Annotated in this window: 13 protein-coding genes; 12 read left to right on the top strand and 1 reads right to left on the bottom strand. The window is 68.1% G+C overall.

Translation table 11 applies throughout. The features are described from left to right. The first annotated feature begins 28 nt into the window (after positions 1-28). Entirely contained in the window at positions 29-1,162 is a 1,134-nt protein-coding gene (locus tag U9983_RS00265) for an acetate/propionate family kinase (protein ID WP_416211230.1), read from the top strand. 84 nt (positions 1,163-1,246) lie between these two features. Here the strand turns inward: U9983_RS00265 and U9983_RS00260 are convergent, their stop codons facing one another. Further along, positions 1,247-2,704 (bottom strand): HNH endonuclease, encoded by a 1,458-nt coding sequence (locus U9983_RS00260; RefSeq protein ID WP_322752087.1) that lies wholly within the window; start codon positions 2,702-2,704, stop codon positions 1,247-1,249. 137 nt (positions 2,705-2,841) lie between these two features. Here U9983_RS00260 and U9983_RS00255 point away from each other — a divergent pair, with 137 nt between their 5' ends. From U9983_RS00255 to U9983_RS00205, 11 genes are all read left to right on the top strand, one after another. Then, a complete protein-coding gene (locus U9983_RS00255) occupies positions 2,842-4,431 on the top strand; it encodes a hypothetical protein (RefSeq protein ID WP_322752086.1) in 1,590 nt (529 codons plus the stop codon). A 50-nt stretch (positions 4,432-4,481) separates the two neighbouring features. Next, positions 4,482-4,679 carry a hypothetical protein gene (locus tag U9983_RS00250; RefSeq protein ID WP_322752085.1) on the top strand — a complete coding sequence of 66 codons (198 nt, stop codon included), beginning with the start codon at positions 4,482-4,484 and terminating at the stop codon, positions 4,677-4,679. A 58-nt stretch (positions 4,680-4,737) separates the two neighbouring features. After that, positions 4,738-5,664 (top strand): 4-hydroxy-tetrahydrodipicolinate synthase, encoded by a 927-nt coding sequence (gene dapA, locus U9983_RS00245; protein ID WP_322752084.1) that lies wholly within the window; start codon positions 4,738-4,740, stop codon positions 5,662-5,664. After that, positions 5,661-7,346 carry a ribonuclease J gene (locus tag U9983_RS00240; protein WP_322752083.1) on the top strand — a complete coding sequence of 562 codons (1,686 nt, stop codon included), beginning with the start codon at positions 5,661-5,663 and terminating at the stop codon, positions 7,344-7,346. Before dapA ends, U9983_RS00240 begins: the two co-directional genes overlap by 4 nt. A gap of 232 nt (positions 7,347-7,578) precedes the next feature. Then, a complete protein-coding gene (locus tag U9983_RS00235; RefSeq protein ID WP_322752082.1) occupies positions 7,579-10,011 on the top strand; it encodes an FtsK/SpoIIIE family DNA translocase in 2,433 nt (810 codons plus the stop codon). Positions 10,012-10,104: 93 nt separating this feature from the next. Beyond that, positions 10,105-10,923 (top strand): helix-turn-helix domain-containing protein, encoded by an 819-nt coding sequence (locus tag U9983_RS00230; protein WP_322752081.1) that lies wholly within the window; start codon positions 10,105-10,107, stop codon positions 10,921-10,923. Positions 10,924-10,932: 9 nt separating this feature from the next. After that, a complete protein-coding gene (locus U9983_RS00225; protein ID WP_322752080.1) occupies positions 10,933-12,360 on the top strand; it encodes a MiaB/RimO family radical SAM methylthiotransferase in 1,428 nt (475 codons plus the stop codon). 32 nt (positions 12,361-12,392) lie between these two features. After that, entirely contained in the window at positions 12,393-12,971 is a 579-nt protein-coding gene (locus U9983_RS00220) for a CDP-alcohol phosphatidyltransferase family protein (RefSeq protein WP_322752079.1), read from the top strand. Then, positions 12,961-14,247, top strand: a complete 1,287-nt coding sequence (locus tag U9983_RS00215; RefSeq protein ID WP_322752078.1) for a competence/damage-inducible protein A — start codon at positions 12,961-12,963, stop codon at positions 14,245-14,247. Before U9983_RS00220 ends, U9983_RS00215 begins: the two co-directional genes overlap by 11 nt. 109 nt (positions 14,248-14,356) lie before the next feature. Next, entirely contained in the window at positions 14,357-14,698 is a 342-nt protein-coding gene (locus U9983_RS00210) for a helix-turn-helix transcriptional regulator (protein ID WP_322752077.1), read from the top strand. Positions 14,699-14,734: 36 nt separating this feature from the next. After that, positions 14,735-15,487: a PspA/IM30 family protein gene (locus U9983_RS00205; protein WP_322752076.1), complete on the top strand. Its 753-nt coding sequence runs from the start codon at positions 14,735-14,737 to the stop codon at positions 15,485-15,487. Positions 15,488-15,490 lie beyond the last annotated feature (3 nt).

Here is a 15,490-nt window from a genome sequence, read left to right as displayed (position 1 = left end):
GACTGACCCGTTGAGACTGGCCGGTGCCGTGAACGTCCTGGTGGTCAACGCGGGGTCGTCCAGCCTGAAACTTCGCCTCCTCGGGCCGGATGACGCCGTGCTGGCTGCGGTCGATCTCGGTGCCCGTGCGGGCCGCCCGGATCCGGACGAGGTCCGCACGGCGCTCGGTGACCTGACCCGGCTGGGCGCACTGCGCGCAGTCGGGCACCGGATCGTGCACGGCGGAACAGCGTTCGTCGATCCGGTCGTCGTCACCGACCGGGTGACCACGGAGCTGACCGCGCTGACCGCACTGGCGCCGCTGCACCAGCCGGCGGCGCTGGCGGCGCTGGCCCAGGTGCGAGCCGCGGTGCCCGACGTCGTGCAGGTTGCCTGCTTCGACACCGCCTTTCACGCCCGGATGCCACCCGCCGCGACCACCTACGCGGTGCCGGCGCACTGGCGCGATCATCTCGGCGTGCGCCGCTACGGCTTCCACGGCCTGTCCCACGCGTATGCGGCCCGGCGGGCGGTGGCGTTGACCGGCGGACGTCGGGTGGTCACGGCTCACCTCGGGTCGGGGGCATCGCTGGCCGCCGTCTGCGACGGTGTCGGTATCGATACGACCATGGGGTTCACCCCGTTGGAAGGTCTGGTGATGTCCACCCGTTCCGGCACGGTCGACCCGGGCCTGTTGCTGTGGTTGCAGACGTCGGTCGGCATGTCCGCGGATGATCTCACCGACGCCCTGTTCCATCGGTCGGGCCTGTTCGCGCTCGCCGGCACCGCCGACATGCGTGCCGTCGTCGACCGTGCCGCCGCAGGCGAGCCTGACGGCTCGCTGGCCCTGGCGGTCTACCTGCACCGGCTGCGTGCGCAGATCGCGGCGATGGCCGCAGCCCTCGGCGGACTCGACACGCTGGTCTTCACCGGCGGCGTGGGGGAGCGCTCCCCGGTGGTGCGTGCCGGCGCGGTGGCCGGGCTCGGCTTTCTCGGCGTGGCTGTCGACCCCGCGCGCAACGAGGCCCATACCGGCCCCGACTCCGCCAGCCCCGACTCCGCCAGCCCCGACTCCGACGTCACCGCCGCCGGCTCGTCGGTCCGGACGTTGATCGTCGAGGCTCGCGAAGATCTGGAGATTGCTCGCGGCGTCCGTGCGTGTCTTGCCACTGGTCAACGTTGAAGAAACACAACACGGTCCAAGCCGAGGGCGTCGGGTTGATCGAGGAGTTTGGCCAGCCCGCCGGCCCGCCGGCCCGCCGGCCCCTCACGGAATACCACGCCTGGATGTTCGATCGTCCGTAGTGCTTCGTCGACCAGTCGGTTTGCGGTTGACGACAGGGTCAGCCCTGGGTGTGCGGCCACGTACGCGGCCAGCCGTGCGGCGACGTTCACGTCGAATCGAACAGGTGTCAGGGTCTTCCTCGGCATGAACTACAGCGTTGTCGACGGGAGTTGCATGACAAGGCTCGGTGGCGTTGAGGACCGCCGTGATGGAGTCCTGAAGGTGAAGGGGTTCGCCGGCCCACTGTGGAGTGATCGAGGTGGGGTGGATGTGCGTGGTGGCGTCCTTGAGTCGGGTGAGAGGTTCACAACCGGCAGTGGTGGGGTGTTGGGATGGAATGACGGTTCCATCGGGTTTACGTACGGTGATGGTTTGGTCGGGATTGATGATGATGGTGAGCCCTGCTTCGTGTAGGGCATGGTGGTGGTGGCTGCAGATCAGGACGAGGTTGTCAAGGTCAGTCCGGCCGCCGTCGGCCCAGTGGATGGCGTGGTGGGCGTGCAGCCATCTGGTGTGGTCGCAGCCGGGGAACTGGCAGGTGCTGCGATCGCGAGCTTCCAGCAGGCGACGCAGCGCTTTCGGGACGGTGCGGTGGCGGCGTCCGGCGTTCGGGTTGGCCACAGTGGCGTCGCAGGCGAGGCGCCGGATGGTTTCCGGGTGCAGCGCGATGCCGGGTTCGACGTCGCCGCGCGCATCCTCGGGCGGGGTTTCGCTGGTCAGGAGGGCCTGGTCGACGTGGATGTTGACGGTGAAGCGGGCGGGGTCGGCCAACTGGGGTGCCTCGTTGCTGAGGAAGCCGGCAGCCACGGCTGTGAGCGCGTCAGCGTTTCCAGCCCGGTCGCGGGGAGGAGGCGTCTCCGTGGTTTCTCCTTCGGTGAGGCTGGTGTGAGCGGCGTCGATCGCTTTGATCAGGAGCGCGCCGTCCTCAGGTTCGAGGCGGGCGTGGACGACGAGGCTGCCGTCGTCGTCCCATCGCCAGAAGCAGGCGCGTCGGGCGCGTCGGGCGGCGACTTGCTCCAGCCCGTCGGCGCCGCGTAGACGGGTGTAGGCGGCGACGAGTCGCTCAAGCTGGCCAGCCGTGGCGTGCGTGGCCTGGCGGACCCATTCGGCCTCGGTGTCGACGTCTGCGACGCGGCTGATGGCACGGACCTTGGCGTAGGACAGCCGGCCGGCAGCGAACGCCTCCCGCAACGCGGGGAGCTGTTCGAGGGCATGCCCGACGCGCAGATGTTCGTAGCCGGTGCGCAGGCCGACGCCGCATTTCCAGGACAGCCAATGTGCGCATGAGCGGATGCCGACCCCGCTCCAGCCTTCGCGGCGGTCGAACGCAGCCACGGTCAGCAGCCAGGCGCACATGGCCGCCGAGATCCGCCCGGCCCAGGCGCAGATCTCGGATTCGAGCTGGTGGAGGGGGGCAGACTCCACATCAATTTCGAACATGCATTCGATTATGGGTCGGTTCCAGCTGTTCCGCAAGGGGTTGCGCGCGCTGGGCCCGGACGTTGCGCTCCGCGGAACACAATCTCTGCTCCGGCGCTTTCATGCCTGTCTGTCCGGTACGGGTATTGTCGCTCGCTGTGGTCACATTGCCGCCCCTCGGTCCGGGCAACGCCGGTCCGGGCAACGCAGCTCCGGGCAACGCAGCTCCGGGCAACGCCGGGCGTTGGCGGCGGTGGAGCGGCCGTGACGGTCGGGAGACCGCGAGGTTCCTCGACATCACCGATATCGATGACATCACCGCGACGCTGTTGGCTCCGCCACCGGAGTACGCGGGTCTCCGGCGCCGGGTGGTGGACCAGTTCACTCTCCTGAGCGCGAACCGGTGCCAGCTCCAGCGATCGGTCAACTGGGGTCCACTGGATCCGTTACTCACCGCCGTCGCCCGTCGGCATGGCCTGCTGACCCGCACCGGTGGTCGGTTACCCGACGAGGTTTCGCTGTTACTGCCGATCTCGACGATGCCGAAGCGGGCGTTGGTCGCGTTCAATCTGGTCGGGCCGGGCGGGTCGGATGCCCATCTGATGCCCTATCCGGCGAGTGTGACAACTCAGGGTAACCTCATTGTGCGGCTGGCGGAGCACATCGGTTATCCGCCGTCGGAGGCATCACGCTTCGTCGTCGATGCGATCTCCCGGTTCCGGCCTGGCCGGTTCAGCGGTAACCATCCGGGGCTCGTTCCACGACGCGGTGCGTCGCTCGGTGTGCGGGCGATACGTGAATATCTCAACAAGGAGGCGGAGCTGGCTGTGTCGGAGGCGACGGTCCGGTCGTGGGCCGCCCTCGTCGCCGGCACCGAGGCTATCCTGTGCCAGGCATTGGCCGAACCGCCCGACCCGCTGAGCAGCGCAGACAATCTGCTGTTGGCCGTGGGGGAGCTGTGTCGCGATCTTCGTGTACCCGTCGACATCGACGAGGCCGGTATCGAGGCGTATCTGCTCGACTTCGTGGCGTGGATCGATGCGCTCGGTGGGGCCGGCGCCGAGGCGGTTCCGGTGCTGTCCACGGTCGCCGAGTACGGCCGGCGTTGGGAGGCGCTCGCGGCGGTGACGCTTGATCCCTACCGGCCAGCTCTGATCAAGATGCAGGAGGAGCGCCGGACGGTCCTGGACCGGTGGAGCCCGTTGCGTGGTGGTGACCAGTCGCTGTGGAGCTGGCTCGTCAATCCGACCGCGCTGGTGGATCTTGATCCGGGGGGTCCGGGAAGCTACCACGTCAGTGTGGGGACCGACGACACGAGCATTGAGATTCGCCATCCGGCCGTGATTGACTTGTATAACCGGCCAGTCGAACGTATGTTCGTAGAAGACCTTCAGCGAAACCGTGAGGTGTATGCGTACTACACGACCGACGCGCGCCGCCCGGTGCGTGCGAAGCTGCTTGTGGGGCTCAGCGTCTCGCGCGACATCTGGCGGGTGAACCTGGCGATCCTGACTCTGATGATCTTCACGGTGGGGCTGTCGGTGTTGCCTTTCCAGTTGAATGTCAATGCGGTGACCGTGGTCACCGTACCGTCGTCGTTCGCGGCCACCTTGCTGCTGACCCGGGAGCGCAGCAGCCTGGCGGCATGGGTCCTTGAGCCTTTCAAGCTCGCCCTGCTTGTCCTGCTGGTGGCCTTGGCGGTCACTGCTGGCGCACGGGCCGCGTTTGGCTGGCACACCTCCGCGTAGCGACCGAGAGAGTAAACTGATCGTCGACACCCGAGGACGGGATGGTTGGCATGCCGAAGAACTACGGCCAGGGCGTGGGCGTTGACTCCTGGCGTGCTGGTGGTCTGCGGGGCCTGGTCCGGCTCGGCCGGATCGAGCTGTGGACGAGGCTGGATCGCAACATGCTGCGACCGCCCGACGCTGCTCCGGCCACTGGGGTGTCGTCACCACCTCGCCGTCGTTATCGGGATGCCGACGACTCGGCGTAGTCGTATCGTCGAGGTTCCCCAGGCGGACGTTGCCTGACAAGGCACTAAGGTGACTGACATGTCAGTGTTGTCCCGAGCACCCTTCGGTCGCATGATCACTGCGATGGTCACCCCGTTCGCCGCGGGTGGCAAACTCGATCTTGATGGTGCCGCTGGGCTCGCGGAGCATCTGGTGGACGCCGGGAACGAGGGTCTGGTCGTCAACGGCACCACCGGGGAATCGTCTACCACCTCGGATGCGGAAAAGGAAGAGCTGCTGCGGGTGGTGGTCGAGACGGTTGGTGCCCGTGCCGCGGTGATCGCCGGGGTGGGGACCAATGACACCCGTCACACCGTGGAGTTGGCCAGGGCTGCGGAGAAGGCCGGCGCGTGCGGTCTGCTGGTCGTGAGTCCCTACTACAACAGGCCCCCGCAGGCGGGGCTCCTCGTGCACTTCACCGCCGCCGCCGACGCCACCGGCCTTCCTGTGATGATTTACGACATACCTGGCCGGACCGGTGTGTCGGTGGCAACAGATACGCTGGTGCGACTCGCCGAGCATCCGCGGATCGTGGCGGTCAAGGACGCCAAGGACGACCTTGGAGCGTCATCGTGGGTCCTTGCCCGTACGGATCTTGCGTATTACTCCGGGACGGAGATGCTCAACCTCCCGTTGTTGTCGGTGGGTGCCGTCGGGGTGGTGAGTGTCGTCGGGCATGTCGCCGCCAGCCGGATCCGCTCGATGATCGACGCTTTCGACGCAGGTGACGCGGTCCGTGCCCGTTCTCTGCACATGAGTCTGCTTCCGGCGTACGAGGGCCTATTCAGGAACCAAGGTGTGATCATGACAAAGGCTGCTCTCAATATGGCAGGACTGCCCGCTGGCGGTGTCCGCCCGCCACTGGTCGACGCGACGGACGATGAACGCGAGCGACTGCGTGTCGACCTCGCTGCGGCCGGGGTCGATCTCTGCGTGGACGCGAGCGCGACGGTGGGGTCCGCGTGAGCCATCCCCATCCCGGGTTGGGAACGCCACCGCCGCTGCCCCCGGACGGTCTGCGCATCGTCGCGCTCGGCGGCCTGGGCGAGATCGGCCGCAACATGACCGTGTTCGAGTTCGACGGCCGGCTGCTCGTCGTCGACTGTGGGGTCCTGTTTCCCGAGACGGACCAGCCGGGCGTCGACCTGATCCTTCCCGACTTCACTGCGATTCGGGACAGGCTCGACGCGATCGATGCGGTCGTGCTCACCCACGCGCACGAGGACCACATCGGCGCCGTGCCCTACCTGCTACGTGAGCGTGCGGACATTCCGCTGGTCGGTTCCCGGCTGACCCTTGCGCTGATGGTGGCCAAGCTCGCCGAGCACCGCATCAGCCCGGTCACGATCGAGGTCCGGGAGGAACAGACCCAGAGCTTCGGCCCGTTCAACTGCGAGTTCTTCGCGGTCAACCACTCCATTCCGGACGCTTTGGCTGTCGCGATCCGCACTCCGGCGGGCCTTGTGCTGCACACCGGCGACTTCAAGATGGATCAACTACCCCTTGACGGTCGCCTGACCGACCTCGGTGGTTTCGCCCGGCTCGGCCGGGAAGGCGTCGATCTGCTTCTGTCCGACTCCACCAATGCCGAGGTACCGGGTTTTGTCACATCCGAGCGGGAGATTGCCCCGGTGCTCGACGGCGTGTTCCGGGATGCCAAGAAGCGGATCATCGTCGCGTGCTTTGCCAGCCATGTGCACCGGGTTCAGCAGGTTCTTGACGCGGCGGAAGCTCACGGTCGCTCGGTGTGCTTCGTCGGGCGGTCGATGGTCCGTAACATGGGGGTGGCCCGCGATCTCGGGCTGCTCAGGGTGCCGACCGGCCTTGTGATCGATCTGCGGGATGTCGGTGCGTTGCCCGACCGCAACATCTGCCTGGTCTCGACCGGGTCCCAGGGCGAGCCATTGTCGGCGCTGTCGCGGATGGCCAACCGCGACCACGCCATCCAGATCCAGGCTGGCGACACGGTGGTGCTGGCCTCCAGCCTGATACCCGGCAACGAGAACGCGGTCTACCGGGTGATCAACGGTTTGGCTCGCTGGGGCGCGAAGGTCGTTCACAAGGGGGTGGCAAAGGTCCACACCTCCGGCCACGCCCCAGCAGGTGAGCTGCTCTACGTCCTCAACGCCACCCGGCCGTCCAACGTGATGCCGGTGCACGGCGAATGGCGACACCTGCGGGCACACGGCGCGCTCGCCGAGGCCAGCGGTGTACCCGCCGACAGGGTGGTGCTGGCCGACGACGGCATGGTCGTCGACCTCGTCGACGGGCAGGCGAACATCACCGGTGTGGTCCCGTGCGGCTATGTCTACGTCGACGGGCTCGCGGTCGGCGACGTCGGCGAACCAAGCCTGAAGGATCGCCGCATCCTGGGCGAGGAGGGCTTCATCACGATCATGGTTGTCGTTGACGCGGCGTCCGGAAAGGTCGTGGGTGGTCCGGAACTGTCGACACGGGGCTTTTCCGACACCCACGATGCTTTCGAGCAGGTTCGCGGACTGGTCACCGAGACGTTGGCGGAAGCGATGCGGTCGGGGATGGTCGACGTCGGCGCGCTCCAGCAGCTGGTACGTCGCACGGTCGGGCGCTGGGTCAGTGACACCTATCGACGTCGTCCGATGATTATTCCGGTTGTCGTCGAGGTCTGATCCGGCCCGGGGCGACGCGCCCGGAAGGTCGCGGTTGCCCGATGTCAGCGCCGCGGACCTGTACCCTCGGCGCGTGGCCACGCGGGCAGGTGGCACGCGTACGCGTGCCCAGGGCGGGACGGCGAGTTCCCGAGCCGCGCCCGCGCGGCGCCCGCCGGCGAAACCCCGGTCGAATGCACAGTCGAAGGGACAGAAGGGCGGTCGCGCAAAGGCGCCGCCACGCAAGCCCGGTGTGCCCTTCACGCTGCTGATCGCCCGGAGCGTCATCCGGTTGACGGTGCGTTTCTGGCTCGCTGCGGCTACGCTGCTGGGCAGTCTGCTACGCCGAATCGGCCGCGGCGCTCGTGACCTTCACATCGACGGGACCCACCAGCGGGACGGTGTGGCGCTCGCCGCGCTTGGTGCCACCGTCCTCACGGCGGCGGCAGTCTGGTTTCACGCCGCCGGGCCGGTCGGACGGGTTGTCTCCGTGGTGCTGCACTTCCTGGTCGGCGTGGGCGCGGTGGCGCTGCCGCTGTTCGGCTTGGGCACGACCTGGAGACTTGTCCGCAGTCCCAGCGATCCAGACAGCCGCGGCCGGGTGGTGATCGGCTGGACCGCGTTCGCGTTGGGCGCGCTTGGGATCGTGCACCTGGCGCGCGGAGTTCCCGACTTCGCCGCCGGCCAGCACGCGATGGGGAGGGCGGGTGGGCTTGCCGGGTTCCTCGCCAGCTCGCCGCTGACTGGTGCCGTGACGGCCTACCTGGCCGCCCCGCTTCTGATTCTGCTCAGCTTGTTCGGCGTTCTCGTGATCACGAAGACGCCGATCCGCGCGGTTCCTGACCGGCTGCGAGACCTACAGGACAAGCTCCTGGTGGGCATCCTCGCCGCCGATGACCGGGATGACGTCGACCGGGATGACGAACCGGACGACAGGCGGGGCAGGGATCAAGCTGCGTCGGTCGAAGGACGGCAGCTCGTTGACGATCTGCTGGGAATCGCCTCGGCAGACGTCTTCGACATCGACGCGCCGACGACTGACGCGCCGACGACTGACGCGCCGACGACTGACGCGCCGACGAGTGACGCGCTGGCGGCTGAAGAGCCGACGGCTGAAGAGCGGGCGCCCGTGCCGAGAGCCCGGCGCAGAACGCCGAAGGTGCCCGACCCGGCCCCGGTGATGCACTTCGTGGCGCCCAGCGCGGGTGGCGGTGTGGACAGCACCTACGTGCTGCCGTCGCCGACCCTGCTGCAACGGGGAACGCCGCCGAAGGTGCGGTCGGCCGCGACGGACACGGTGATCGCCTCACTGACGGATGTGTTCTCCCAGTTCCGGGTCGACGCCCGGGTGACTGGCTTCACCCGCGGGCCGACGGTGACCCGCTACGAGGTGGAGCTCGGTTCGGCCGTGAAGGTGGAGCGGATCACCCAGCTGGCCAAGAACATCGCGTATGCCGTCAAGAGCGCCGATGTCAGGATCATCAGTCCGATCCCGGGCAAGAGCGCGGTCGGTGTCGAGATCCCCAACACCGACCGGGAGCTGGTCTCCCTCGGTGACGTCCTGCGCAGCACCGAGGCGACCGGCAACCCACATCCGCTGATGGTGGGGCTGGGCAAGGACATCGAGGGGGGGTATGTCGTCGCGAACCTGGCGAAGATGCCCCACATCCTCATCGCGGGCGCCACCGGCGCCGGTAAGTCGACCTGTATCAACACGCTGATCACAAGTGTGCTGGCGCGGGCCAGCCCTGACCAGGTGCGGTTGGTGCTGGTCGACCCGAAACGGGTCGAACTGACCAACTACGAGGGCATCCCACATCTGATCACGCCGATCATCACGAATCCGAAGAAGGCCGCGGACGCGCTGGCCTGGGTTGTCAAGGAGATGGAGAACCGGTACGAGGATCTTGCCGCCTGCGGGGTTCGCCACGTCGACGACTTCAACCGCAAGGTCAGAGCGGGAGAGATCGTGGCGCCGCCGGGCTCGGAGCGGGTGTACGTGCCGTATCCGTACATCCTGACGATCGTCGATGAGCTCGCCGATCTGATGATGGTGGCGCCACGGGACGTGGAGGACGCGATCTGCCGGATCACGGCCATGGCACGAGCCGTCGGCATCCATCTTGTGCTGGCGACCCAGCGCCCGTCGGTGGACGTGGTGACCGGTCTGATCAAAGCGAACGTGCCGTCGCGGTTGGCGTTTGCGACCTCGTCCCTGGCGGACAGCCGGGTCATCCTCGACCAGGCCGGTGCCGAGAAGCTGGTCGGGCTCGGTGACGCACTCTTCCTGCCGATGGGTGCGGGCAAGCCGGCTCGTATCCAGGGCGCCTTTGTTTCCGAGGAGGAGATAGCGGCGATCGTCGCCCATACCAAGGAACAGGCGACTCCGGCGTTCCGCGAGGATGTGTTCGTCGGTCAGGGCGAGTCCAAGAAGGACGTCGACGAGGACATCGGCGACGATCTTGCTTTGTTCCTGCAGGCGGTGGAGCTGGTGGTGTCCACCCAGTTCGGGTCGACGTCGATGCTCCAGCGCAAACTGCGGGTGGGCTTCGCCAAGGCCGGCCGGTTGATGGACCTCATGGAAAGCCGCGGAATCGTCGGGCCCAGCGAGGGCTCGAAGGCGCGGGACGTGCTGGTCATGCCCGACGAACTTGAGGGTCTCCTGACAACCCTGCGTAATGGATAGCAAGCGTCCTGGTGGTCCTGAGGACCGGCTTTCGGCTGGTGGCCGACGACCGTAGACTCAAGCCCACTGATCTGACCGGTGCGGAGGTTGGCCATGCGGTCCGATGCTGGCGTGGGTGCGGCGCTTGCCGCGGCCCGTGGCGCGCGGGGCATGTCCGTTGCCGAGGTCAGTGAGCGGACCCGTATCCGCGTGACGTTGATCAAGCAGATGGAGAACGAAGACTTCGCCGGTTGCGGCGGCGTGGTGTACGCACGTGGTCACATTCGGAGTATCGCTCGTATGTTGGAGATCGATCCGGAACCCTTGATCGCCGACTACGACCGGGTGCACGGCCGGGTGCCGGAGGCGCCTGTGCTTCCGCCCCGGGAGTTCGACCCGCTTATCGCCGGCGGCGGGCCGCGACGTCAGGGTTTCGCCCGGATGCCGGCGGTAGCCATCTCGCTGGCATCGGTGTGCGTGCTGGTCGGCCTCGCCGTCGTGCTGACTCCGGGCGGGTCCGGCGGGACTGCCGGAGTCGCGCAGGGCGCCACCGCCACCGCCACCGCCGCTGTCGTTGCGCCGTCGTTGCAGGGTGGGGCCGCGCCGGCCCAGCCCGCCACCACACCCCGGCCGACGACACCGCCGCCGGCCGGGGTGAACGTCCTCGTGGCGGTTCGTGGTGATCCGAGCTGGCTGGAGGTCCGCGACGAGAGCGCCCGGGTTCTCCTACAGCAGATCCTGCAGCCCGGTGACAGCCGTACAGTCACGGCCGATCGTTCCATGGAGATCAAAATGGGGAATGCGGGGGCCGTTGATGTGTCCTGTAATGGGCGGAATCTGGGGCCGAGCGGGAACCCTGGCCAGGTTGTCACCGTCCGCGTCGGTCTCGGTACCTCGGGAGACTGCATCGTTGGTGGTGCGGTGCCCCGGTAGCCTGACGTCGTGCCCGATCGCCCCGTTCGCAGCGTCGCCCTGATCACATTGGGATGTTCCCGTAACGATGTGGACTCCGAAGAGCTGGCAGCGCGGCTCGGTGTCGACGGCTGGACGGTGGTCGACGATCCGAGCGGCGCCGACGCCGTGGTTGTGAACACCTGCGGTTTCATCGAGGTCGCAAAGAAGGACTCGATCGACACCGTGCTCGCCGCCGCCGACCTGCGTGACAGTGACGGGGGCCCGCGGGCGGTGGTCGCCGTGGGGTGCCTGGCTGAGCGGTACGGCCGGGAACTGGCGGACAGCCTGCCGGAGGCGGACGCGGTACTGGGTTTTGATGCCTACCCGGCGCTGGGGCGACATCTGGATGCCGTGCTGCGCGGTGAGACGCCACGCGCACACACCCCGCGTGACCGGCGGACCCTGCTTCCGATCACTCCCGTGGACCGGCAGCGGGTCGACCGCCCGGCACCGGAAGTCCTGCGGAAACGCCTGGTCGGCGGTCCGGTCGCGCCATTGAAGATCTCCAGTGGATGCGACCGTCGCTGTGCGTTCTGTTCGATTCCGACGTTCCGTGGCTCGCATGTCTCCCGTCCACCGCAGGAGGTCATGGCCGAGGCAGAGTGGCTGGCCGGTCAGGGCGTGCGGGAACTGGTCCTGGTCAGTGAGAACTCGACCTCCTACGGCAAGGACCTGGGGGACCTGCGGGCGCTGGAGAAGCTCCTTCCCCAGCTGGCCGCGATCGCAGGCGTCGTGCGCGTCCGGGCCGTGTACCTTCAGCCGGCGGAGGTGCGGCCGTCCTTGCTGGAGACGCTTCTGACGACATCCGGGGTCGCCCCTTATCTCGATCTGTCGTTCCAGCATGCGAGCCCGTCGGTACTTCGGCGGATGCGCCGATTCGGCGGCGCTGACGCCTTCGGTGACCTACTGGCCCGGGCGCGCGCCTTCGCCCCGGAGCTCGGGGCACGTTCGAACGTGATCCTCGGTTTTCCGGGCGAGACCCCGGCGGACGTCGCGATTCTCGAGCGTTTCCTCGCTGACGCCGATCTTGATGCCGTCGGGGTCTTTGGCTATTCCGACGAGGATGGCACCGAGGCGGCCAGCCTGCCCGACAAGGTCACCCCGGCAACCGTGCGCCGGCGTCAGCAACGGGTCACCGACCTGGTGGAGCAGCTGACCGCCGAGCGGGCACAGCGGCGGATCTCCTCGGTCGTCGAGGTTCTCGTGGAAGAGGTCGTCGGCGGGCTGGCGCATGGGCGGGCGGCCCATCAGCAGCCCGAGGTTGACGGCGCATGCACCGTTGCGTTGCCGGCCGGATCGGTTGCGGAGGTCCGGGTGGGGGATCTGGTGAGCGCCACGGTGGTTGCGACCGAGGGTGTTGATCTGATCGCCGAGTTCGTCGAGTTCGTCAATGTCGTTGATTCCGTGTCGAGGTGAGTGCACCCGGGCCGGGTACTGCCGTCAGCCGGATGAACCTGGCCAACGCACTCACCGTCCTGCGGCTCGCGCTCGTGCCGGTGTTCGTGGCGTTGATGTTCGCAGCCGGTGGTCACGTCGCGGGCTGGCGGGTGGCCGCATGTGTCGCGTACGCGGTCGCGGCGCTGACCGATCAGGTTGACGGGTATGTTGCCCGCAGCCGGAGCCTCGTCACCGATTTCGGGATCATCCTCGACCCGATCGCGGACAAGGCACTGACCGGCGCCGCGCTGGTGTCCCTCTCCCTCCTGGGCGACCTGCCGTGGCCGGTGACCGTCGTCGTCGCGGTCCGGGAGGTCGGTGTGACGCTGCTGCGGTTGTGGGTGATCCGGCGCGGGGTCATGGCGGCCAGCCGCGGTGGCAAGCTCAAGACCCTGTTGCTCAACTGTGCGCTCGGTCTCTATGTTCTACCGCTGGACGGGGTGGGCGCGTCAGCCAGGGCGGTCATTCTGGCTGCCGGTGTGCTGGTCGCGGTCGTCACGGGTCTGGATTATGTGGGGCGGGCACTGGCCTTGCGGCGGGCGGCGACGCAGGTTACCCAAAGAGCGCTGGAGGACAGCGATGCGAGTTGAACTGCTGGCCGTGGGAGACGAACTGCTTTTCGGAGACATTGTCAACGGCAACGCCGCATGGCTCGGGCGGCAGCTCGCGGATGTGGGTGTCGTGCTGAAGACCTCCACGGTGGTGGGTGACGACGTCGAGATGATCGCGGCCAGGATTGCCGAGGGCCTCGGTCGGGCGGACGCCGTCATCATGACCGGTGGGCTGGGGCCGACCCAGGACGATGTGACCCGCGAGGGGATCGCCCGGGCCGCCGGGGTGGGGCTGCGCCGGGACGCCTTCCTGGAGGCGATGCTGCGTAGGCGTTTTCGTGCGCTCGGGCGGGAGGGCCCGGCCGCCGGCGGCGTCGTGGCGCCGGAGATGAACTACCGCCAGGCGGACATACCCGAGGGTGGCGAGCCGTTACCCAACGAGGTCGGTACGGCACCCGGCATCCAGCTGGAGATGGCGGGCGGGGTGGTGTATGCGATGCCCGGGGTGCCGCACGAGATGTACCCGATGTTCACCGGGTCGGTCCTGCCGGATCTGCTCCGCCGGGCGGGCGAGCCCGCGGTCGTGGTGCACCGGGTGCTGCGGACCGCCGGGGTCTGGGAGTCGGTGGTCGCCCATGCCCTCGCCGAGGAGATCGACCGGCTCGCCCCGATCGGCAACCCGACGATCGCCTTTCTCGCCAGCGGCGGTCAGACCCGGGTCCGGATCAGCGCCCGGGCCGGTGACCGGGCGCAGGCCTACACGCTCATCGAGCCGGTCGAGGCGGCGGCGCGGGCAGCCCTGGGCAGTGCGCTCTACGGCGTCGACGACGACACGTTGGAGGGAACCGTCCTGGGCCTGCTCGCAGACCGGGGCGAGACCCTCGCGGTCGCCGAGTCGTTGACAGGCGGTCTACTCGCGGGGCGCCTCACCGACGTCCCGGGCGCGAGCGCGGTGTTCCACGGCGGCGTGGTCACCTACGCAACCGACGCCAAGGTGTCGGTGCTGGGCATCGACGCGGGGCTGCTGGCCACCAGCGGCGCGGTGTCGACCGAGGCGGCCGCGGCGATGGCCACCGGCGTCCGGGACCTGCTCGGGGCGACCCACGGGCTCGCGGTGACCGGCGTGGCCGGTCCCGACGAGCTGGAGGGCAAGCCGGTCGGGACGTTGTACATCGGTATCGCGGGGCCGTTCGGCGTGGAGACCAGGTCTGCCCGCCTGCCCGGAGACCGGCCGCAGAACCGTACCTACGCAGTTGTCCAGGCATTGGACGCCCTTCGGCGTACCCTGGCAGTTCATACGTGCCAGCCGGGATGAATCGCGGACGCGGGTTGCTTACATAGTTACATTCGCATCAACGGTCGGCCATCCCGGTGGACGGCAGGTATACGGTAAGGCCCAGCCCGAGGACGAAGGAGGAGGCACGATGGTCCTGCTCCGACGCATGCTCGGCGAGGCATTGCGCCGCCGCCGTCAAGATCAACATCGAACCCTCCGTGAGGTGTCCTCCGCCGCGAGGGTATCGCTCGGATACCTCTCCGAGATCGAACGTGGGCAGAAGGAGGCGAGTTCGGAGCTGCTCGCCGCGATCTGTGCGGCGCTCGGTGTCCGGCTGGCCGATCTGCTCCGTGAGGTGAGCGACGACCTGGAGCTCGCCGAGTTCGCCGCCGGTGGGTCGGCGCGGGTTGGCGGCCCGATGGCGGGTATGGCGGCCATGGCGGCACGCGGGGGCGGCACATCCACCGCCGTGGTGGAGCGCGCAGCTTAGCTTCGCGGCGTAGCGCCGGCGTGGGACGATCGGTGCATGGCGAACGTCGTCCGCAAGTTCTACCGCTACCTGTCTGCATCGGCGAACCGGAAGCTGGACGACCGGGCCGATCCGCGGGTCCAGATCGACCAGGCGATTACTGAGGCCCAGCGTCAGCATCAGGCACTCGTCGGGCAGGCCGCCGCCGTGGTGGGTAACCAGCGGCAGCTGGAGATGCGGATGGCACGTCAGATCGACGAGGCGGAAAGCCTGGCCGCATCCGCGCGCCAGGCCGTCATACTCGCCGATGCGGCCAACGCGAACGGCGATGCGACCGGCGGCGAACGGTACGAGCAGACCGCACGGGCTTTCGCCGGCCAGCTCGTGGCCGTGGAGAGTTCTCTGGAGGAGCTCAAGGCCCTGCACCAACAGGCCACCTCCTCGGCAGAGCAGGCCCGTCGTGCCGTCGAGGACAACACCGCGCGGTTGCAGGGGCAGCTTGCCGAGCGCGCGCGCCTGCTGACCCAGATCGAGCATGCCGCCATGCAGGAGCAGCTGAGCAAGGCCCTTGATGGAATGTCCCAGCTGACTCCGCCGGGTGACACCCCCACGCTGGCGGAGGTCCGCGACAAGGTCGAGCAGCGCTACGCGGTATCCCTGGGACGCCATGAACTTGCCTCCCAGGGCGTGGAGGCCCGGATGTTGGAGATCCGCAGGGCGACCATGGACGCGAAGGCGTCCAATCGGCTGACCGAGATCCGCACAGCGCTGTCCGCCGACAAGCGCTCCCCGGACCAGTTGGAATCCTGACCC

The organism is Protofrankia sp. Cas3, from assembly GCF_963555955.1.
In the GTDB taxonomy this organism is placed as follows: Bacteria; Actinomycetota; Actinomycetes; order Frankiales; family Frankiaceae; genus Protofrankia.
The sequence above is the reverse complement of the archived record's forward strand: the minus strand, read 5'-3'. Positions and strand labels throughout refer to the sequence as shown.

What these genes read in the sequence shown, in the direction of transcription:
- U9983_RS00260 (WP_322752087.1), bottom strand. Translation starts at nt 2,704, where the DNA reads ATGTTCGAAATTGATGTGGAGTCTGCCCCCCTCCACCAGCTCGAATCC.
- U9983_RS00250 (WP_322752085.1), top strand. Translation starts at nt 4,482, where the DNA reads ATGCCGAAGAACTACGGCCAGGGCGTGGGCGTTGACTCCTGGCGTGCT.
- dapA (WP_322752084.1), top strand. Translation starts at nt 4,738, where the DNA reads ATGTCAGTGTTGTCCCGAGCACCCTTCGGTCGCATGATCACTGCGATG.
- U9983_RS00230 (WP_322752081.1), top strand. Translation starts at nt 10,105, where the DNA reads ATGCGGTCCGATGCTGGCGTGGGTGCGGCGCTTGCCGCGGCCCGTGGC.
- U9983_RS00220 (WP_322752079.1), top strand. Translation starts at nt 12,393, where the DNA reads ATGAACCTGGCCAACGCACTCACCGTCCTGCGGCTCGCGCTCGTGCCG.
- U9983_RS00215 (WP_322752078.1), top strand. Translation starts at nt 12,961, where the DNA reads ATGCGAGTTGAACTGCTGGCCGTGGGAGACGAACTGCTTTTCGGAGAC.
- U9983_RS00210 (WP_322752077.1), top strand. Translation starts at nt 14,357, where the DNA reads ATGGTCCTGCTCCGACGCATGCTCGGCGAGGCATTGCGCCGCCGCCGT.
- U9983_RS00205 (WP_322752076.1), top strand. Translation starts at nt 14,735, where the DNA reads ATGGCGAACGTCGTCCGCAAGTTCTACCGCTACCTGTCTGCATCGGCG.